17 protein-coding genes and 1 pseudogene are annotated in these 19,253 nt (G+C 62.4%); 12 read left to right on the top strand and 6 right to left on the bottom strand.

Translation table 11 applies throughout. From position 1 onward, the window contains the following. Positions 1-10: 10 nt before the first annotated feature. Both GH665_RS28180 and GH665_RS28175 read left to right on the top strand, forming a co-directional pair. Positions 11-1,597 carry a gamma-glutamyltransferase family protein gene (locus GH665_RS28180; protein ID WP_153140509.1) on the top strand — a complete coding sequence of 529 codons (1,587 nt, stop codon included), beginning with the start codon at positions 11-13 and terminating at the stop codon, positions 1,595-1,597. Positions 1,598-1,855: 258 nt separating this feature from the next. Next, positions 1,856-2,584: a haloacid dehalogenase type II gene (locus tag GH665_RS28175; RefSeq protein ID WP_153140508.1), complete on the top strand. Its 729-nt coding sequence runs from the start codon at positions 1,856-1,858 to the stop codon at positions 2,582-2,584. Between the two features lie 117 nt (positions 2,585-2,701). Here GH665_RS28175 and petA read toward each other — a convergent pair. The 3 genes and pseudogenes from petA to GH665_RS28160 form a co-directional block, all read right to left on the bottom strand. After that, a pseudogene (gene petA / locus GH665_RS28170) lies at positions 2,702-3,043 on the bottom strand (ubiquinol-cytochrome c reductase iron-sulfur subunit); the annotation flags it as partial. A gap of 381 nt (positions 3,044-3,424) precedes the next feature. Next, a complete protein-coding gene (locus GH665_RS28165) occupies positions 3,425-4,672 on the bottom strand; it encodes an MFS transporter (RefSeq protein WP_153140507.1) in 1,248 nt (415 codons plus the stop codon). Positions 4,673-4,999: 327 nt separating this feature from the next. Then, positions 5,000-5,299, bottom strand: a complete 300-nt coding sequence (locus tag GH665_RS28160) for a hypothetical protein (protein ID WP_153140506.1) — start codon at positions 5,297-5,299, stop codon at positions 5,000-5,002. A gap of 761 nt (positions 5,300-6,060) precedes the next feature. Between GH665_RS28160 and GH665_RS28155 the strand changes: the two genes are divergently transcribed. Further along, positions 6,061-6,387 carry an H-NS histone family protein gene (locus GH665_RS28155; RefSeq protein ID WP_028194748.1) on the top strand — a complete coding sequence of 109 codons (327 nt, stop codon included), beginning with the start codon at positions 6,061-6,063 and terminating at the stop codon, positions 6,385-6,387. Positions 6,388-6,391: 4 nt separating this feature from the next. On the opposite strand, the gene GH665_RS28150 is transcribed toward GH665_RS28155, so the two are convergent. Further along, positions 6,392-6,892 carry an arsenate-mycothiol transferase ArsC gene (locus tag GH665_RS28150; protein ID WP_153140505.1) on the bottom strand — a complete coding sequence of 167 codons (501 nt, stop codon included), beginning with the start codon at positions 6,890-6,892 and terminating at the stop codon, positions 6,392-6,394. A 193-nt stretch (positions 6,893-7,085) separates the two neighbouring features. Here GH665_RS28150 and GH665_RS28145 point away from each other — a divergent pair, with 193 nt between their 5' ends. Next, positions 7,086-8,390 (top strand): MFS transporter, encoded by a 1,305-nt coding sequence (locus GH665_RS28145; RefSeq protein ID WP_153140504.1) that lies wholly within the window; start codon positions 7,086-7,088, stop codon positions 8,388-8,390. A 38-nt stretch (positions 8,391-8,428) separates the two neighbouring features. Here the strand turns inward: GH665_RS28145 and GH665_RS28140 are convergent, their stop codons facing one another. Continuing rightward, complete coding sequence (locus GH665_RS28140) at positions 8,429-9,133, bottom strand: J domain-containing protein (RefSeq protein WP_153140503.1); 705 nt, start codon at positions 9,131-9,133, stop codon at positions 8,429-8,431. A 508-nt stretch (positions 9,134-9,641) separates the two neighbouring features. On the opposite strand from GH665_RS28140, the gene GH665_RS28135 reads away from it, so the two are divergent. The 5 genes from GH665_RS28135 to GH665_RS28115 all read left to right on the top strand — a co-directional run bounded on the left by GH665_RS28135 (position 9,642) and on the right by GH665_RS28115 (position 14,503). After that, positions 9,642-10,301, top strand: coding sequence for an NADPH-dependent FMN reductase (locus GH665_RS28135; protein WP_153140502.1), 660 nt, complete (start codon positions 9,642-9,644; stop codon positions 10,299-10,301). Positions 10,302-10,677: 376 nt separating this feature from the next. Then, positions 10,678-10,893, top strand: a complete 216-nt coding sequence (locus GH665_RS28130) for a hypothetical protein (protein WP_028645884.1) — start codon at positions 10,678-10,680, stop codon at positions 10,891-10,893. A 122-nt stretch (positions 10,894-11,015) separates the two neighbouring features. Further along, positions 11,016-12,470: an indoleacetamide hydrolase gene (gene iaaH, locus GH665_RS28125; protein ID WP_153140501.1), complete on the top strand. Its 1,455-nt coding sequence runs from the start codon at positions 11,016-11,018 to the stop codon at positions 12,468-12,470. A gap of 131 nt (positions 12,471-12,601) precedes the next feature. Further along, on the top strand, positions 12,602-13,321 hold the full coding sequence (locus tag GH665_RS28120) for a CDP-diacylglycerol diphosphatase (protein WP_343038771.1): 720 nt from the start codon (positions 12,602-12,604) through the stop codon (positions 13,319-13,321). Between the two features lie 189 nt (positions 13,322-13,510). After that, positions 13,511-14,503, top strand: coding sequence for a fatty acid desaturase (locus tag GH665_RS28115; RefSeq protein ID WP_153140500.1), 993 nt, complete (start codon positions 13,511-13,513; stop codon positions 14,501-14,503). 79 nt (positions 14,504-14,582) lie between these two features. On the opposite strand, the gene GH665_RS28110 is transcribed toward GH665_RS28115, so the two are convergent. Further along, on the bottom strand, positions 14,583-15,476 hold the full coding sequence (locus tag GH665_RS28110) for a LysR family transcriptional regulator (RefSeq protein ID WP_153140499.1): 894 nt from the start codon (positions 15,474-15,476) through the stop codon (positions 14,583-14,585). A 200-nt stretch (positions 15,477-15,676) separates the two neighbouring features. Here GH665_RS28110 and GH665_RS28105 point away from each other — a divergent pair, with 200 nt between their 5' ends. The 3 genes from GH665_RS28105 to GH665_RS28095 are packed head-to-tail and all read left to right on the top strand — an operon-like array spanning position 15,677 to position 19,233. Next, positions 15,677-16,867: a YncE family protein gene (locus tag GH665_RS28105; protein ID WP_153140498.1), complete on the top strand. Its 1,191-nt coding sequence runs from the start codon at positions 15,677-15,679 to the stop codon at positions 16,865-16,867. Between the two features lie 34 nt (positions 16,868-16,901). Beyond that, positions 16,902-17,726, top strand: a complete 825-nt coding sequence (gene aroE, locus GH665_RS28100) for a shikimate dehydrogenase (RefSeq protein ID WP_246216392.1) — start codon at positions 16,902-16,904, stop codon at positions 17,724-17,726. A 58-nt stretch (positions 17,727-17,784) separates the two neighbouring features. After that, positions 17,785-19,233: an MFS transporter gene (locus GH665_RS28095; RefSeq protein ID WP_153140497.1), complete on the top strand. Its 1,449-nt coding sequence runs from the start codon at positions 17,785-17,787 to the stop codon at positions 19,231-19,233. Positions 19,234-19,253 lie beyond the last annotated feature (20 nt).

The following is a 19,253-nucleotide window of genomic DNA, read 5'->3' as shown; positions in this document are numbered from 1 at the left end:
CGGAACATTGATGCACAATCTGAAACTCGCCAACAGCACCTGCGGCATGGTCACCAGCCCGCACGCCGCTGCTAGCGCCGCGGGTCTGGACGTACTGCGTGCGGGCGGCAACGCGATCGAAGCCGCGATTGCCATCGGCGCGGCGCTGTGCGTGACGTATCCGCATTTCACTGGGCTCGGCGGCGACGCTTTCTGGGTGATCGGCGACCGGCAAGGGACGTTGCGCACGGTGTCGGGCATCGGCCAGGCCGCGGCGCAACTGCCGCCGTACGGCGGCGCGATTCCTTTGCGCGGTGCTGCGTCAGCGATCACCACGGCGGCGACCGTCGACACGTGGCATCAGGCTTATCAAATCAGCCGGACGTCATGGGGCGGGCAGCAATCATGGGCATCGCTGTTCGATCACGCGCTTGACTATGCAGCGAATGGGTTTCCCGTCACGCCTTCGCAGCATTTCTGGCAAACACTCCGCGCCAATGAACTGCGCTCGTTGCCCGGCTTTGCGGCGACTTTCGCACCGCACGGCCGTATTCCTGCCATTGCCGAACGTTTCGCGCAACCCGCACTGGCCAAAAGCATCGAGCGGATTGCCCGCTTCGGCGCTCGCGAATTCTATGAGGGCGAGCTTGCAGAGCGGATCGCACTCGGTTTGCGCGAAGCTGGCTCGCCGCTGACGTTGAGCGATCTGGCGCGAACGCAAGCACGCGACGAGGCGCCATTGCGCGTGGCCTATCGTGGCGGTGAACTGGTCAGCATGCAGCCGCCGACTCAAGGGGTAACGACTCTGCAGATCATGGGCATCCTCGAGCGTTTCGATGTCGCGCAGATCGCCGAAGGCAGTGCCGATTACTATCACTTGCTAGTGGAAGCAGTGAAGTGCGCGTTTGCGGACCGCGACCGCTTCGTGTCCGATCCTGAGTTCAATCACGTGCCGGTCGACGACATGCTGTCGCTCGCCACGCTCGATGCGCATGCACGCTCGATCAATCTGCGTGAAGCGCGCGCATGGCCTCACGTATTCCGACCGGGCGACACGGTATTTATCGGCGCGACGGATAGCGAAGGCCGCAGCGTGAGTGTTCTGCAAACGGTTTACTTCGACTGGGGGAGCGGCATCGTGGCGGGCGACACGGGGATTCTGTGGCACAACCGCGGCGCGTCGTTCAGCACGAATCCAGTGCATCACAACGTCGTGCAACCGGGCAAGCGGCCGTTCCATACGCTCAACCCCGGCATGTATCTGAAGAATGGCCAGCCATACCTGCTGTTCGGTACGCAAGGCGCCGACGGTCAGCCACAAACGCTGGCCGCGATCCTCACGCGCCTGGTCGACTACGGGATGGACCCGCTCACTGCCCTCGCCCGTCCGCGCTTTCTGCTCGGCAGGACCTTCTCCGATACGCGCGATGCCTTGAAGCTCGAAGCAGACGCCGGCGCCGACGTGTTCGCCGAACTCGCTGCACGTGGGCATGAGATGAGTGTGATTCCGGCCCAGAGTCCGCTGGCGGGCCATCCAGGCGTGATCCGCATCGAGCCGGATGGCGCAGCAGCAGGCGCGCACGATCCACGTAGCGACGGCCGTGCGCTCGGGGTTTGAGTCAACTGAGCTTAATGCGATCACGTGTCGTCACGTGGTCGCTCGCGCTGAGGTATTGGCGTGTCCTTGTGAGACAGGTCCACATCATCACAAGGCATGGCAGAGGTGCCGATGTCGCTTCCGCTGTTGCCCAATCAGCAACGCTCTTGCCGACGTGCTGTTCCTGCCGCCCCCGTGGATCTGGAGCGCATGTCATAGGCATCATTCCAGCCTCCGGTTAGACTCGCTTTCTGCCGAACTTGCGAGGAGGTTTGCGACGTGACCCATAGCTCAGAAATCAAAGCGCTTCTGTTTGATGTGTTCGGAACAGTCGTCGACTGGCGCGGCGGGGTCGCGCGCGACTTGCGCCCTTTCCTTGGGCGGCATGCAGCATCGATTGACGCGTATGAGTTCGCGGATGCATGGCGGCGTCAATATGTGCCCGCAATGGGCGAGATACGCAGTGGCCGCCGGCCGTTTGTCCGGCTCGACGTACTGCACCGGGAAAACCTGCTCAAAGTGCTAGCCGACTACGGCATCGACGTCAGTTCGATTCCCGCGGATGAACTCGATGCGCTGAACCACAGCTGGCACCGCCTCGACCCGTGGCCCGATTCCATCGAGGGGCTCCTGCGGCTCAAGCGTCGTTTCATGATCGCGCCACTATCGAACGGCAATATCAGACTCATACTCGACATGGCGAAACGCGCCGCGCTCCCTTGGGACGCGATTCTGGGTGCGGAAGTCGTTCGCGCGTACAAGCCTTCGCCACAGGTCTACCTCGAAACGGCCGAGATCCTTGGCCTCGAGCCTTCGGAGGTGTGCATGGTCGCCGCTCACAATAGCGATCTGGCAGCGGCGCGTCAGTGCGGCCTCAAAACGGCGTTCGTCTTGAGGTCGACCGAGCATGGTCCCGCGCAAAAGACCGACTTGCATGCCGAGCAGGCCTGGGACTTCATCACGACGGATTTGAACGACCTGGCTACGCAAATCGGTTGCCCAACTTAGGTGTTCGGGTATGCATACGGCTGCTTTGTTTCAGCCGCGCCAGATCGGATCTCGTGCCAGGTCTTTAATCGCGCGCGCCGATAAGATGCCCTCCTCAACCGCCACGCACGAGGACGATCACACCTCGCCCTGCTCGTCTTTCCCAATCACAACGCTGGCAGGCGACGCAAACATGTAGCGTGGCACATCCAGGTTTTGCGGTGCGGGTTTATCTTTGAACACACGGCCAGCGAGATCGTATGTCGATCCATGACAGGGGCACAGGAAGCCGCCCGGCCAGTTGTCGGGCAGATTGGCTTGCGGCCCCTCTTGAAATCGCGGCCTGGGTGTGCAGCCAAGGTGCGTGCACACGCCGACAACCACGAGAAGGTTCGGGTGATTCGCGCGCGAACGATATTCATTCCTGCAGTAGTTCGGCAACGGCATGGAAAAAGGATGCTGGGTGGAAGGGTCCGCGACCATGGCGAGTGGCAGGCGGTCAGTGTCCCGACCAGCAGAACCGCCAGTAACTTTGGATGACTTAACGTCAGGTGGTCTCGCCTTACGTGGTTTTAACACCGCTTCCGCAAGTCCGTCGCGATGACGGGCAGCGGGCAGCGCACGCATCGGTTCAGTTCGCATGACATCGCTCCAGGCGACGCGGAAGGGGGCATCACGGGACCGCGCTGGCGTGAGCGCCGCGCATCCCTTTCCCTACAAAACCGATTTCAGCGTAGGACGCGATACTTAAACAACTCTTAAAACCCTCAGCGAGAGTTTTCGTGCCGTGGCGGCGGGTCAGGTACCCGGGCGACGAAGCCCCAAACTGTCGTCGCGAATCCGGGTTTGACGGGCGCCTTACTAATCAGTGCATGCCGGACACGCGATCGCTTTCGCCGCGGCCACCTGTTCGCTCCGCCCAAAACTCGCGAGCGCGGCGAGCCCCAGTAGCGCCAGACCGCTGCCGAACAGAAAGTCGGCGGAGATGCCGACATGGTCGACCACGACGCCGCCAATGAGCGATCCCAGCGCAATGGCAACCTGAATGATGCTGACAAACAGCGCTGAGCCCGCTTCCGGCAAGTCCGGCGTGGCGCGTTGAATCCAGATGCTGAAGCACAGCGGCAGCGCCCCGAACGAAACACCCCACGCGAGGACGAGCGCGGCGACGCCCGGCTGCGATTGCTGCAGGAGCGGCATTGCCAGCAGCGCGAACATGAGCAGGGACACCATCGCGCCAACCGATAGTTTCAGGTTGCGCGTCACCGTCGACGAAACGGCGAAGTTCGAGAAGAAGCCGATAATGCCGAAGCCGAGCAGCAGCCACGTGATCGTCGACATCGTAAAACTCGCATTGCGCAGCAGGAACGGCGTGATGTAGGTGTACGAGGAAAAGTGCGCGCCGAACACGAGCCCCACCATCACCATGCTTCTACGCGGATGCGGCCGGCGCAACAGCGCCACCAGATCGCGCAGCCGCAAGGCGGCATTCGACGGCAAGGACGGCACGAAGAAAAACTGGGCCACGAGCGCGACCGCGACCAGTCCGCCCGTCGCCATGAACGACGCGCGCCACGAAGCGAAGCTGGCGATGAACGTGCCGAGCGGCACCCCGATCACCGTTGCGCAGGTCACGCCGGTGAGAATCGTCGCCATGGCTCTGGCCGAATCCTTCGGCCGAACAAGACGCGCCGACGCTGCCGTCGCCAAGGTCCAGAATCCGCCCAACGCGGCGCCGAGCAGCGCGCGTCCAACCAGCATGAATAGAAAGTCCGGCGCAAATGCGGAAATCAGATTCGACGCCAGCAGCAAGGCGGTGAGCAATAGAAATACCCGCCGGCGATCCATCCGTCCGGCCACCAGCATCAAACCGGGCGCGGAGATGGCGGCAATGACACCCGGCACCGTGACCATCAATCCGGCGGTGCCGGGCATCACGCCCAGATCCGCCGCTATGCGTGGCAGCAGCCCAACGGGTAAAAACTCCGTGGTCACGAATGCAAAAGCACCGATTGCAACGGCCACGACAGCAAGCCACGAGCGCAGGGACGACGACGCCCCATCGTCCGGCGAGGCAGTGCTCGCCGGCAGATTATCTTCCATCAACATAGTATTGTTTGCGAGTAACTAAACAACGGGTGGGATTAGAGCAGTTGCACCGGACTAATCAATTCCCGAACGGCAAATCATGAATAAAAAGCAGGACGATAGTGGCGTGCCAATGATTGCAATTGGAAAAGACGGCGGGTGAAACCCTGAATGGGACACACCTTAACATCGTATTAAATCGCCCGCTGACGACTCCGTAAAATTGCAGTCGGGCGTGTGGGTATTTCGATCAGGGTGATGACGCGGCGCGAATCGATAACAGAGGCGGCGTGCCACTCCTCACCGCCTCCTGAATGGGCGCCTTGCCAAGGGCCCGCTATGGCCCGACTATTGGCCGAAATAGATCCTGCATAGCGACCCGGACGAGCACGGCCGCCCCTGCCGGCCTCCCGCTTGCGCCGTGCCCGCGGCGACGCCGCCATAGGAGACGTTCTGCACCGGCTGGGCGGCCGGCATCATGGTTTCACCGAACGACATGTCGGTGGTGTCTTGCACTGATTCGTTTGCGTTCTGCATCAACACCCGATCCGGCGCGGTTTCATCCTGCTGGCTGCCTGACGCGCCGGCCGTATTCGGTGCCAGTAAGAGAGCGGCGCTTGCCGATATCATCAATAAACGTAGTTTCATGTCCAGACTCCTCGAATCCGGCGCAGCAACTGTCATCCCCTTCAAAAAGAATTGATCCGCGAAAAAACGTCATATCGCCAGATCGAACTGACGGACGGGCGAATGCCTATGCGGGACTGCTGCGGCGAGTCACCGAACTAAACGGGTAAGTAGTTGCCAAACCTGTGACCGATCCGGGGTGTGCGGGTGGCACGTGTGGCTTGCCGGAATCGGTCGCCACCAGGCTGGAAACGCAGATTGTGGTTCCGCTGTTCCGTTATAGGTCGGCCACTGAGGATTTCAAACCCGGCGCGGCGAGCTGCTTGTACCCCGATCAGCGACATGCGACAACAAAATCAGTCAGGCTGGCGCGTGATTTACCCGAACAGTGCGTTATGATGATGGAATAACGCACAAATCAGCAGCCCACGCGAAACACCGGCGAAAGGCGGAGTGCGGGCGTGAGACAGGCGATTCGCAATCAATGTATCGTCATCACCGTTTTTTCCATCGCGGCCGTAAGGCTTACCCAGCCGTACCTGCCGCGCGGCGCAGCGCTTGAATATTTACTGATTGGCGCGGCCAGCCGTATAGGCGGCCACGCTGGGCATAGGCAGTAACGCAATTTATGAGGCACCGTTTTTACGCTGCCAGTAGGATTTCCTTCGATCAATAACCTTACCGCGGGCGGACCCCATTTACATGGGCTCAATGCTGTCGCGGCTCCCCCTTGCAATCTGCAACTGACAGAACGCCACACGCTTTAGAAGGACGAATATCTTATGGACGAAAGGAAGAGAGATAGCATGATTGCGTATCTCCGCCATCGCATGGAAGAGTTTGGTATCAAACCAGAAGACCTCGCCGCCGTGCTGGCGGCCGAACCGAAGAGGCAAGCCGCCGCGCGCTACCGCAGCGCAACCGGAGATAGCTGGGATGGCCAGGGAGAAATGCCTCAATGGCTTAAACAGGCAATTAGCGCAGGTCAATCAATTGACCACTTCGAATTATCGGCCACGCCGGCACCTGCTCCGCAGCCGAGAAAACAGGTGGATTGGGTAAACGACCCATTCGCCGGCAGCCCGCTTGCGCGTCAGACCAACCGCTAAGCCGTCAGATCGTACCGCTCACGCGAGCCGGCGCCTCCGTGTTCGCGGCAGTCTCCCGCGCCGCCGCGAAACGCGGCGACTCGATGAATGCGCTGACCTGTCGCACGATTTGCCAGAACACCTTTTCAAATACGCGGACCTGCTCCAGCTCAGGCAAGCCGTTGGCAAGCGGATCGGCAAAGATCCAGCTACTCAACGAGGGCTCACCCGGAAAGAGCGGCGCATGGTGCCCGGCAACGCATTCGTCCATGGCGATGACGATGTCCATTCGCGGCGCCCACTCGCCGGTGAACTCCAGCCAGCTTTTCGGGCTGAGCACGCCGAGGTCCGAAATACCCGGCCGCAATTGCGCGATCGCAGTCGGGTGAGCTCGCGCGGCCGGCTCCGGCCCCGCGCTGAATACGTCGAACCGGTGTCCCGCCAGTTCGCGCAGTAAAGCTTCGGCAATGATGCTGCGTGCTGAATTCTCGCGACAGAGAAACAGCACCTTGTATTTTCTGGTCACGCTCACCCCGTACCTGTGTTCTTTTTCTCTCTGACGGATTCTGCCGCAGCAGTCTTGCGCGTTCGTGACACTTCCATGACCCGGTTTGTTGCACGGCAAGAATGCTTTCAGTATGCTGTCAACCGCGCGCCAGCCACGCGGCCTTCGCGGTGACTGCAAGCGTGCACGAAAATCCCATAGCAATTAGAGACACATGAACGCTACATCGCTGAACCCTGCTGCCGGCCGGGACAAACTGGAATCCCTCGCTTACGCCAAAGTCACCTGGCGCCTCCTGCCCTTTTTATTTCTCTGCTACGTCGCGGCCTATCTCGACCGCGTCAACGTCGGCTTTGCAAAGCTGCAAATGCTCAACGACCTGCACTTTAGCGACACTGTTTATGGGCTGGGCGCGGGGATTTTCTTCATCGGCTATTTCTTTTTCGAAGTGCCCAGCAACGTATTGATGCACCGCTTTGGCGCACGCGTGTGGATCAGCCGCATCATGATTACGTGGGCGGTCATTTCGGCCGCCACCCTGTTCGTCAGCACGCCAACCCAGTTCTATGTGTTGCGATTCCTGCTCGGCGTCGCGGAAGCCGGTTTCTTCCCCGGCATCGTGCTGTACCTGACCTACTGGTATCCGGCCGCGCGCCGTAGCCGCGTCAATGCGCTGTTCATGATGGGCATTCCTGTTGCCGGCGTGTTCGGCGGTCCGTTGTCGGGCTGGATCATGCAGGCATTCAACGGCGTGCATGGACTCGCAAACTGGCAGTGGCTCTTTCTGCTGGAAGCCATTCCTTCGATCGTGCTCGGCGTCATGACGCTGAAATACCTGCCGAATGGTATCCGTTCGGCGAAGTGGCTCACGGAAGAGGAAAAGACCTTGCTCGAACAGCGGATCGCGCAAGACGGCGCCGGCAAGCTGCACGCCGGGCTGTCGAGCGTGCTGAGCAATGGCCGGGTGTGGTTCATGGCCGCGATTTACTTCTGCTGCATGATGGGTCTTTACGGCGTGAGCTTCTATTTGCCCACGCTCATCAAAACGGCCGGCGTGAAAGATGCACTGGATGTCGGCATGCTCACCGCCATCCCGTACGGCTGCGCGATCGTCGCGATGCTGCTGATCGCCCGCAGCGCTGACCGCATGCGCGAACGCCGCTGGCATTTCGCCGCCGCGAGCCTGATGGCGAGCGTGGGCCTGCTGGCTGCCACGTTTTTCACGTCGAACGTCGTTCTCGCGATGATCGCGCTGTCGATCGGCACGGCCGGAGTGCTCGCCACGATGCCGGTTTTCTGGGCATGGCCTAGCGCGATGCTGGGCGGCAGCGCCGCCGCGGCCGGCATCGGCTTGATCAACTCGGTGGGCAATCTGGCGGGTTTCGTCAGCCCGACTATCGTCGGATGGATGAAGGACGTCACGAACAGCACCAATGCGGGCATGATCGTGATTGCCGCGGCGCTCTTCGCCGGCGCCTGTCTGGCTTTCTTCCAGCCGCGCGAGCAGGTGCGCAAGTAAGCAGCCTGGGCGGCTTCAGTGCCGCCTGTGGAGGTTCTTTAGAACCGCAAGCCGTTCAGGAACTGGAACCAGAGTCCGCCCAGCACGCCGGCAGGGTGGGCATCGCCGGCACTTTCTTCGCGCTTGCGAGGATTGCCATGCTTGCCGGGGTCAGACGGCGTGCCCTGCCTGACGGTGGCGTCATCGTTCATGGCTTGTGCCTGCGCCGCGGCTGCAACCGTAGCTGCAACGTCGGGGGCCTCCGCTGCGTTTGTTGCCGCCTCGGCGGCAGCTTGCGCCCTCTCCGCTTCACGTCGCGACGCCTGCAAAGCCGACACGCTGTCGGCGATCTGCGCGGCTCGCAACGCCTCGCATCGACGCCCCAGCAGCACGCCGAACAGCACGTCGCGATTGTGGCCCTCATCGGCGAAACGCATGGCAAGCGACACCATCCCGGCATAGGCCACTTCGTCCGCGGCCCGCGCCGCCGTCTCGCGTTCGGCCTGCGCCTTCTGCTGGCGTGCGCGCTGCGCTTCCCAGCCGCGCATCTGCTCGGTATAGACCGTGTCATACACCTTGCGCTGCGCGGCGTCGGAGAGGATCGCGTACGCGTCCTTGATTTCCTGGAAGGTGGCGCGCGCAACTTCCTCGGCGCCGCTGTTGCGGTCCGGATGCCATTTCATTGCGGCCTTGCGGTAGGCCTGTTTGATTTCTTCGCCGGTGGCGTGCATGGGCACACCGAGCATGTCATAGAGGGTTGCCATTGCTTGCTCGACCTCGCGGGGAATCGCTTCGCGGACCATCGTAGCATGCGAAAAACGGCTTTATCGTGAAGTAGCCGGCGCTTCTGTCACCGAACCTCCAGACGAAAAAAAAGGCCCCGCTACTGACGTAGCGAGGCCAAATCCCATGTCAAGGAGATGTCATGGAGGAGACGGCTCAATCATAGCCGTGCGTCATCGCACCCCCAAACAATGGTTCGCCATATGCTTATCCCGTGCGGCTTCAACTGCATTGCACAGGATGGCGCATCGGGCTCCGAGCGGGTTCCGAGCGGGTTCCTAAGCGGCTTCGAAGCCGGGTTCAAGGCCTTCGTCAAACAGGCCCCCGAGCCGCCAGTTACCCCGCCCGGTTATATCGTTAGAACAAAAAGTCGCTTCGCCCGGCTCGCCGCGCTCATTAAGATAATGCTTCAAAGTCCGGTTCGCCCCGGTTCGTCTGCGCGCAGCCCCGCGCCAGCGTCCCGTGAGCCGCTACCGAAGGAGCATTTCGTTGACCAGTTTCGATCATCAGCGCCGGCCACTTGTCATCGGCATCGGCGGCACGACACGCGCGGCCTCGTCAACCGAGCGCGCACTCGGCTTTGCGCTGCGTGGCGCGGAAGCCGCGGGCGCGAATACCCGGCTGTTCGGCGGCACCTTCCTGCATAGCCTGCCCCACTACGCCCCGGAAAACCCTCAACGCACCGACGAACAGCTCGAACTGATCGAGGCCGTGCGCCATGCGGACGCGCTGATCATCGCGACGCCCGGCTATCACGGCGGCGTTTCGGGTCTCGTCAAGAACGCGCTGGACACGCTCGAGGAGCTGCGCGCCGACGAGCGGCCGTATCTGGATGGCCGCGCGGTCGGCTGTATCGTCACCGCGTATGGCTGGCAGGCCGCCGGCTCGGTGCTGACCTCGCTGCGCTCGATCGTCCACGCATTGCGCGGCTGGCCCACGCCGTTCGGCGCGGGAATCAACACGCTCGAAACGCGTTTCGACACCGTCGACACCTGTTCGGACGCCAAGGTTGTCGATCAGCTCGCCACGGTCGGCCAGCAGGCCGCGCAATTCGCGCTCGCCTTCAACGCGCATCGCACGCCGACGGCCGCGCCGCTCGGCCAGGCTGCCAGGGAAGCACAACCCGCCCGTTTGCTGCACGCGGTTTAAGCGCGCCTCGTGTGACCTCGTGGACCGCGCCTCGCGGTCCACGAATTCTGCAAGAATCCTCTGCGAACTCCCCTCGGCGGCCGATTTCCTCGACGCGCCGCGCCCGCTCCGTTCCAAACCGTGCGCCACATAACAGACCATCCGCGAACAAGGCTGGATAGTGTCTTTACGCTTGGCGACTATGGACCGATCCAGCCTCCTGAAGACCGTTCCAGAAACTCGCTGATTTGCTTACGAGGAAAGATTGGTTCACCCGCTGCGCGGCGCGGCCTACGCTTGATCCTGCCCGCTGACTCACCGGTTGCCTGACGCACAGGGTTGCGTCCCGCCTGCCGGCTCCCTGGCAACACACGCGGGCACACTCACTGCCACGACCATGAATTCACATATCCGCTACAAAGGCTACGAAGTCGCACCGGCTGCGCAACAACTGCCTAATGGCCTGTTCGCTGCCAATCTGACTATCGAGAAAACCACCGCAAGCCAGGGTCAGGCCTATTCGTTCGATGCGCTCGACTACTTCTTCGACGAAGAACATGCGCTCGCCTATGCGTTCCGCTGGGGACGCATGTGGATCGACAGCCGGAAATAGACCGGCAAACCGGCAAGCGCAGGCCTTCAGCACAGTCCTCATTGCTTATTGCGACACCTGACGTCGGTTTTGAAACGGCTGTGCCAGAATAGACGACACCTGATCTCAAGGAGTCGCCTGCAATGACGTGGACCGTCGATCAACAGTTAGCCCTAACCGCAACCGAAGCAATCGCCGCGATCCAGTCCGGGCGCCTCAAAGCCGCAGACTATATAGCCACGCTGCTCGCGCGCGCGGCATCGCTGTCGAGCCTCAATGCGCTCACCACGCTCGACCTCGACGGCGCACTGGCCGCCGCGCAGCGCATCGATGCATTGCCGCCCGAAGCAAAAGCGCAGTTGCCGCTCGCCGGTTTGCCCATCGTCGTGAAAGACAACATCAACACGGCCGGCCTGCAGACCTCGGCAGGCACGCCCGCTCTGGAGGGTTTCGTCCCGAAGACGAACGCGCCTTCGGTACAGCGGCTTCTCGATGCCGGTGCAATCGTGCTCGGCAAAGCCAACATGCACGAACTCGCGTTCGGCATCACGAGCACAAACCTCGCCACGCACGCCGGACCGGTGCGCAATCCGTACAACCCCACCCTGATCCCTGGCGGCTCATCGGGCGGCACGGCCGCCGCGATCGCCGCGCGCATTGTGCCCGCGGGTCTCGGCACGGACACCGGCGGCTCGACCCGCATTCCGGCGGCATTGACGGGCACGGTGGGGTTTCGCCCATCGGTCGGCAACGGTGGCGCCGAGCGGCGCTATCACGACCCGAATGCCGTCGTGCCGATCAGCCATACGCGCGATACGGTAGGACCGATGGCCCGCACGGTTGCCGATGTCGCTCTGCTCGACGGCGTGATCACCGGGGCCGGGCCGTTGCCCGTGCTTGCCTTGAATGGCTTGCGCATCGGTTTGCCCGCGCCGCTCTGGGACGAGCTCGAAAAACAGGTGGAAGAAGTCGCACGCGCCGCGTTGCGCCGTCTCGAAGCAGCAGGCGTCACCTTCGTGCCCGTCGCGATGAGCGAACTGGAAACCCTGAACGGCCTGGTCGGCGGTCCGATCGCAGTCCATGAGGCGCGCGAGGACGTGCGCGCGTGGCTCGTCGCCAACGACGCGCCGGTCAAGACCGTGGCTGAACTGGCGACCCGCATTGCGAGCCCGGATGTGCGCGCGATCTACGACGACGTACTCGCCGACGTGCTCGGCGATCGTTACGACGCGGCACTGCTGCAATGGCGGCCGCGTTTGCAGCAGTACATCGCAGCGACATTCGCCGACGAGCGTCTCGACGCGCTGCTGTTCCCGACCACTCGCCTCGCCGCGGCGCGCATCGACGACCTGAACGGTTCATCGAGCGTATCGATCGACGGCGCCGCGCCGATCGATACGATGGAAGCGTTCCTGCGCAATACCGATCCGGCCAGCACGTCCGGCATTCCGGGCTTGTCGCTGGCGGCTGGGCTGACCGCCGCCGGCCTGCCGGTCGGCCTGGAGCTGGACGGCCCGCTCGGCGAGGATCGGCGGCTGCTGGCGATCGGCGTCGCGGTCGAGCAATTGCTCGGCGTACTGCCGGCGCCGGCGCTCTGAGGGGCTGCTTGAAGATGCCTCTCAAGGATGCCGTTGAACATACCGCTCAAAAACCGCCGATCCGAGTGCTGCTGACCAGTAGATCAAAGCCGGCTCGTGTTCGGCAAAGGATTCTGCGAACCGTCTCGGCATTGGCGCTCGCCTGCATCGCCGCGGCCTGCGCGCGCCTTGCCGCAGTCGATTCGAATGCACTCTGGAAAATCGTCGATGTGCGTTGCGTCCCGTCGCAACAGGCCACCGGCACGCCGGGCCAGTGCACAATCGTCAATCTCGACAAACGCTATGCAATCCTGAAGGATATCGTCGTCCGCTCACAGCATCTACTGATTCCGACCGATCGCGTCACCGGCATAGAAAGCCCGTTCATTCTGGCGCCGAACGCGTCGGACTACTGGGACGACGCATGGACTTCGCGGCTTTACGTCGAGAAATCCGTCAAGCGGACCCTTCCCGACAATCAACTCGGCCTCGAGATCAATTCGCAATTTCGCCGCTCGCAAAACCAGTTGCATATTCATATCGATTGCATGCAGGGCAAGATAAGCGACGCACTGGCGCGTCACGCGAAGGACGCTCCCGGCGAATGGCATTGGGATACGCTCGACGGCCAGCGCTACCGGATCATGCGCGTCACTTCCCTCACTCAGGCCGACAATCCGTTTCGCATCGTTGCGCGTGATAACCCGAACAGCCAGGCAATGGCGATGCAAACCGTCCTCGTGACCGGCGCCGGGCCATCGGCGGAACAGGACGGCTGGCTCATCGTGAATAGCGGTCTGGATATCGACAATGGCAGCGGCACGGCGGAAGGTTTGCTCGATCATGCTTGCCGCGTGGCGGACGGCGGTTGAGCGCCGCTTGCCCGAGGTTCACAAAGCGTTCTGAGCGCCACGCCGCGTCTGGCCGCATTGCGTAAGGGCCCGCGATGTGTCCCCCGGCTTTTGCATCTATACGCAGATGCATTGCTGAACAAAATGGTTCTAGTGCTGCCAATTGGTCCGTAGGATCGGTCTAAACCTGCATTCCGACCGACCCAGCCGATGGCGATATATCTCGACGACACGCAACGCAAGGCACTCGCCCACCAGGCCGCAAGCTGGGCATGGCGCACACAATGGCCGACGTGGCTGCTGATCGTCACGATTTACGGAGGATGGTTCGGCGTAGCGATGCACGCGCGCTCGCTCGGCCTTCCACTGACGACCGCGCTGCTGGCGCTGTTGGGCGCCTGGTACATGTCCCTGCAGCACGAACTGCTGCACGGTCACCCGACGCGCTCGCCGCGCCTGAACGCACTGCTAGGCTTCGCGCCGCTCGCGGTGTGGTTTCCGTACAGCGTCTACCGCGATGCGCATCTTCAGCATCACGACGATCCGCATCTGACGCGCCCGGAGCATGATCCCGAAAGCTATTTCGTGAGTCCGCCTGTGTGGCAACGCGCCGGTTTTGCGATTCGCGCGCTGCTGACCTTGCGCAATACCTTTGCCGGCCGCCTGCTAGTCGGGCCGGCTTTCGCGATCGCGGCAACTGGCGCGGATGCGCTCGGCAAAATCAAACGTGGCGATTGGCGTGACGTGCCGATGTGGCTTGCCCATCTGGCCGCGCTAGCCGCACTGACGGTGTGGCTTCAGCGCGTCTGCTCGATCCCGGCGTGGGTCTTTATCATCGGTGCGGGTTATGGATCGTTGTCGCTCGGTTCGATCCGCTCGTTTCAGGAACACCGCGCGGCACATGCTTACGAGCATCGCACCGTTATCAACGAGGCTGCGTGGTTCTGGCGGCTGCTGTTTCTGAACAACAACTACCATCTGGTTCATCATGACTTGCCGCATGTGCCGTGGTTTGCGCTTCGGGGGGTTTATGAAGCGTCGCGGCAGCAGTACATAGAGCGATCGGGGGGCTTTCTGGTCAAAGGTTACGGTGAATGGTTGAGGCTTTACGCGGTCGCTCCGGTTGCTCGTCCGGTGCATGGAAATCCGCCTGATTTCATTCGAAATAATCCCCCTGCCGCAGCCAATCTTGCGGGCAAATAGCAGGTAAGACCCATGGTAGCTGCGCGTCGAGGAAAGCTACATGCAGCGGACCTATCCGCTCCTGCCCGTTCGTGAAACCTCAGTTCTCCGATACATCTCCGACGCTTTGCATCATCACTTCGAAGAGCACACGTTTCGCCGCGCTATCGAGCCGCGTATACGCAAGACCGATACCGGTACGGTGACCTGGAAGATCGAGCGGACGCGCCACGACCTTGGGCGGCAGAGCCAGCGCCGCAGCAGCCGGAATAACGCCAATGCCGAGTCCCGCCGCCACCAGCGCCAGCATGGTCGGGAATTCGCCCAACTCCTGAGCGATGTCGAGCACCGCGCCTTGCTGTGTCAGCGCAACCAGCATCTCGTCGTAAAAGCCGGGCGCGTATCGCCGCGAGAGCACGAAAGCGGGCGAGCCGCTTAGATCGGTCGGATGAATCAAGGGCTTCGCGGCTAGCGCGTGATCTTCAGGCACCGCCACCACGAACGATTCCTCGAGCACAATGCGCGTTTCGAGTCCTGCGCCGCTCGCGGGCATGCGTATCAGGCCGAAGTCGAGCTTGTTGCCGTGCAAGGCGGCGATCTGCTCCGGCGTCGTCATGTCCTTCAACTCCAGCGTAATGAGCGGATAGCGTGCGTGCATGCTGCGGATCAGATCAGGCAGCAGTTTCGGCAGGACCGACGACACGAACGCAATGCGCAGCACGCCAATCTCCCCACGCGCGGAAAGCCTCGCGGTCTGCTCCGCGCGCATCGCCTGATGAAGCGTGGCGCGCGCTTCGGGCAGAAAGAGCCGCCCGGTGTCGCTCAACGCAACGTTATGCCGGTCGCGCTCGAAGAGCCGCACCTCCAGTTCCTCTTCCAGTGCCTTGATCTGCATGCTCAGCGCAGGCTGCACGATACATAGACGCTGCGCCGCGCGGCCGAAATGCAGCTCTTCAGCCAGTGCCACGAATGCGCGCAGGTGCTTCAATTCCATGGTGTCTCTCCGCAAGCGGTCGCTTGTCATCACGAATCATGATAACAACGTCATGAAAGACTATTGGCGCGTTTGCTGCACTTGCGTTGAACTTGTGGGCATTCAAGGTTACGGGCTACCTCACTGGGCACCCAGTGCAGTCCGGGAAACGCCGGCCACCACGGCAATACGCCACAAAAGACAAGATCGGAGACATCGACATGTATTCATTCATCGCGAGCCGGACGCGCGGCGCGCAAACGCTCGCCGGTTTGACAATCGCATTCGCGGCATGCGCCGCACATGCCGCGGACTGGATCGTCTCGGGCAATGACGGCAAGTATCAGCGTGTCGAGGGGCGCGATACCTACCCAGCCAATGCTCAACCCGACACGCTCACGCTTCTCGACGCCAGCCGCTTTCCCCCTCAGGTCAAGGTTCAGGTAGAGGTGGAGAACGGTATCCAGGGACCGCCGCAGGCGGTCGCGGTCACGCCGGACGCCGCCGTGGCGCTGGTCGGCGCGCCCACCCGCTATGACCACGCCGCCAATAAACTACTGATGGATTCCTTTGTCCAGGTCGTCGATCTGCACGCGTCGCCGCCCGCTGTTAGCCGGCTCGAGATCGGCAGCCATCCGCAGGGCATCGCCATCGACCGCAGCGGAAAACTTGCGCTCGTCGCGTGCGTCGACGGCAGCGTGATGGTGCTCGGCATAGACGGAAACCGCGTGACGCTGGTGGATACGCTGAAGATCGGCCAGAAGCGTCTGGCCGGCGTGAGCTTCACACACGACGCGAGGCATGCGCTGGTTGCACTGCGCGACGAGCAAGGCGTCGCCGTGCTGAACGTCGCCAACGGCCATGTCACCGACAGCGGCGTGCGTCTGTCGAGTGGCGTCGCGCCCTACACCGTCGACGTATCGAGCGACGGCAAATGGGCCGTCGTGAGCGACGTCGGTCTCGCCGGCCTGTCCGGCTACGCGGGCACGCTCGCGGGCGACGCCGACGCGATCACGCTCATCGACGTGTCGCACGAACCGTTCCGCGCGGTGCAGCACTTCACGGTGCCGTCACTGCCCGAGGGCGTGGCGATCTCGCCCGACGGCAAGTGGATCGGCGTACAGGCCATGGACGGCTCGAACCTGACGCCGGACAACCCCGGACGCCATGCGCGCGGCAAGGTGCTTCTGTTCGCGATCCGCAACGGCCAGGCCGTGAAGATGTCCGAGGCGCCGGGTGGCGAAGCTGCACAGGGCATCGTGTTTACCGCCGACAGCAAGCATCTGATCGTGCAGTTCAACGTCGAGAAGCAGCTCGCCATGTTTGCGGTGAACGGCGGCCATCTGCAGGACACCGGGCAGCGCATTGCGCTGACGGGCGGCCCTTCGTCGCTTCGTACGACCCCGCGCTGACCATCGTCAACTGAACACAACAGGGAAATAGCCCATGCGCTTCATGCCTCACTCGATTCCGACGCTATGCGGCTCGCTCGCCGGCCAGCCATTCACGTTCAACGTCAAGGTGCACAACGCGGCTTATCAGGCGCTCGGCGTCGACTATACATTTGTGAGCTTCGGTATAGAGGACGTCGCCGGTGCGATCAACGCGATGCGCACGCTCGGCATTCGCGGCTTGAATGTGACGATGCCGCACAAACAGGCCGTCATTCCCTACCTCGACGCGCTCGACGAAACGGCGCGCGAAATCGGCGCCGTGAATACGATCGACAATCGCGACGGCCACTTGACCGGCTACAACACCGACTGCACAGGCGCGGTGCGCGCGCTCGAAGAAGTGACCTCGCTACCGGGCCGCCGTATCGCGCTGCTCGGCGCGGGCGGCGCGGCGCGCGCGATCGCCTGGGGCGTACGGCGCGCGGGCGCGGAGATCACGGTATTCAACCGCACCGCCTCGCGTGGAGAAGAACTCGCCCGCCACTTCGGCCTTGCTTTCGGCGGCGATCTGAACGATTTCGACGCGGCCGGCTTCGACGGCCTGGTCAATGCAACAGCCGCCGGCTTCCGTGCGCCCGGCGTCAATCCACTGAAGTCCGAACAACTCGCAGCACATCTGTTCGTAATGGACGCGGCGTTTATCCCCGTGCGCACCAAGCTGATTTGCGACGCCGCTGAGCTTGGATGCCGCGTCGTCGATGGCACGCGGATGCTGCTGCATCAATTCTGCGGTCAGATCGAGCTTTACACGGGCAAGCCCGCGCCGCTCGATACGATGAGCACGGCGTTGCTCGACGAGATTGCACGCGTGGGCTAGAGGAGCATTCGGGTCATGAGTGACCGAAATGGCATTCCCGATTGGAGGAGACGACAAGATGAAAAACCAGCAAACCGTTGCAATGGGCCCGCGCAGCCCAGGTCATGCCACCGGCGCTCGCGCCAATGGCGGCAAGCACGAAGTCACAAACGCCGACCTGTATCGCGCCGCATGGGCTGCGTCGCTCGGCAGCGCGCTCGAATATTATGACTTCGCGCTGTACAACCTCGCGTCGGCGCTGATCTTCGGGCCGCTCTTCTTTCCGTCCAGCACGCCGGCCATCGGACTGATCGCGAGCTTCGGCGCGTACTTTCTGGGCTTCGCCATCCGGCCGGTGGGCGGCATTATCTTCGGCACGCTCGGCGACCGTTATGGACGCCGGTTCGTTCTGATGGCGACGATCCTTTTGATGGGCATCGCCAGCACGCTCATCGGCGTTTTGCCCACCTATGCGTCCGCTGGCATCTGGGCGCCGATCCTGCTCGTGGGATGCCGCTTGCTGCAGGGACTGGGCGCCGGCGCCGAGCAGGCAGGCGCTGCCGTGTTGATGGCCGAGTATGCGCCAGCCAAACGGCGCGGCTATTTCGCCGCGTTGCCGTTCATGGGCGTGTTGCTCGGCACCGTGATGGCGGCTGCGATCTACTTCGCATTGGTCCGCGTCGAAGACCTTTCGCAAAGCTGGCTGTGGCGTGTACCGTTCCTGCTGAGCGCTGTGATCATCGCGGTAGCGATCTGGATCCGGCTGAAGCTCAAGGAGTCGCCGTCGTTTGCCAAACTCGAAGCGCGAAGCGAGGTCAACGAGAATCCGTTGAAGCACCTCATTCAGCATTCGAAACCGACGCTTCTCAAGGTCATCGGCATGCGCATGGCCGAGAACGGCGGTTCGTCGATCTATCAATCGCTCGCTATCAGCTACATCGCGACCGCGACCGGCCTCAAAGGCCAGATCGGCCCTATCGCCCTGCTGCTCGCCGGCGCCTCGGGGGCGATCATCATTCCGCTGGCCGGCATGGCGAGCGACCGGTTCGGACGCATCCCCGTCTATCGCGCCTTCGCTTTTTATCAATTGCTGCTGGCCTATCCGACCTGGTGGGTGCTGAGCCTCGGCAACGCCACGGCAAGCATTGCGATGTTATGCGTCGCGCTGGCCGGCGTCTGGGGCATGTTCGCGACGCAGGGTGCATTGCTGCCGGAGCTCTTTGGCGCGCAGCATCGCTATGCCGGCGTGGCGGTGGGACGCGAAGTGTCGGCTGTGATCGCAGGCGGCGTGGCGCCACTCGTCGGCGCATCCATCATCGCCTGGGCGACGGTGCATTGGGGTGGACACGAAGGGACGCTTCTGGCGTGGATTCCGCTTGCCAGCTACGTCGCGATTCTTAGTTTGATCGGCGTGGTAACGACCTATTTCACACCGGAAACACGTGGGCGTGATCTCGATGATTTGCGTGACGCTGCTGACGCACCAATGAACGGTTTTGCCGCAGCAAAGCTCGCGGAGGAAAGTTGATCGATGCGAGAACTACGGTG

The sequence above is a fragment of the Paraburkholderia agricolaris genome (assembly GCF_009455635.1).
GTDB lineage: Bacteria > Pseudomonadota > Gammaproteobacteria > Burkholderiales > Burkholderiaceae > Paraburkholderia > Paraburkholderia agricolaris.
The sequence above is the reverse complement of the archived record's forward strand: the minus strand, read 5'-3'. Positions and strand labels throughout refer to the sequence as shown.

Bases quoted from the DNA above. Each gene is read 5' to 3' on its own strand.
- GH665_RS28180 (WP_153140509.1), top strand. From the start codon at position 11: ATGCACAATCTGAAACTCGCCAACAGCACCTGCGGCATGGTCACCAGC.
- GH665_RS28165 (WP_153140507.1), bottom strand. From the start codon at position 4,672: ATGTTGATGGAAGATAATCTGCCGGCGAGCACTGCCTCGCCGGACGAT.
- GH665_RS28160 (WP_153140506.1), bottom strand. From the start codon at position 5,299: ATGAAACTACGTTTATTGATGATATCGGCAAGCGCCGCTCTCTTACTG.
- GH665_RS28155 (WP_028194748.1), top strand. From the start codon at position 6,061: ATGGACGAAAGGAAGAGAGATAGCATGATTGCGTATCTCCGCCATCGC.
- GH665_RS28145 (WP_153140504.1), top strand. From the start codon at position 7,086: ATGAACGCTACATCGCTGAACCCTGCTGCCGGCCGGGACAAACTGGAA.
- GH665_RS28140 (WP_153140503.1), bottom strand. From the start codon at position 9,133: ATGGCAACCCTCTATGACATGCTCGGTGTGCCCATGCACGCCACCGGC.
- GH665_RS28130 (WP_028645884.1), top strand. From the start codon at position 10,678: ATGAATTCACATATCCGCTACAAAGGCTACGAAGTCGCACCGGCTGCG.
- iaaH (WP_153140501.1), top strand. From the start codon at position 11,016: ATGACGTGGACCGTCGATCAACAGTTAGCCCTAACCGCAACCGAAGCA.
- GH665_RS28115 (WP_153140500.1), top strand. From the start codon at position 13,511: ATGGCGATATATCTCGACGACACGCAACGCAAGGCACTCGCCCACCAG.
- GH665_RS28110 (WP_153140499.1), bottom strand. From the start codon at position 15,476: ATGGAATTGAAGCACCTGCGCGCATTCGTGGCACTGGCTGAAGAGCTG.
- GH665_RS28105 (WP_153140498.1), top strand. From the start codon at position 15,677: ATGTATTCATTCATCGCGAGCCGGACGCGCGGCGCGCAAACGCTCGCC.
- aroE (WP_246216392.1), top strand. From the start codon at position 16,902: ATGCGCTTCATGCCTCACTCGATTCCGACGCTATGCGGCTCGCTCGCC.
- GH665_RS28095 (WP_153140497.1), top strand. From the start codon at position 17,785: ATGAAAAACCAGCAAACCGTTGCAATGGGCCCGCGCAGCCCAGGTCAT.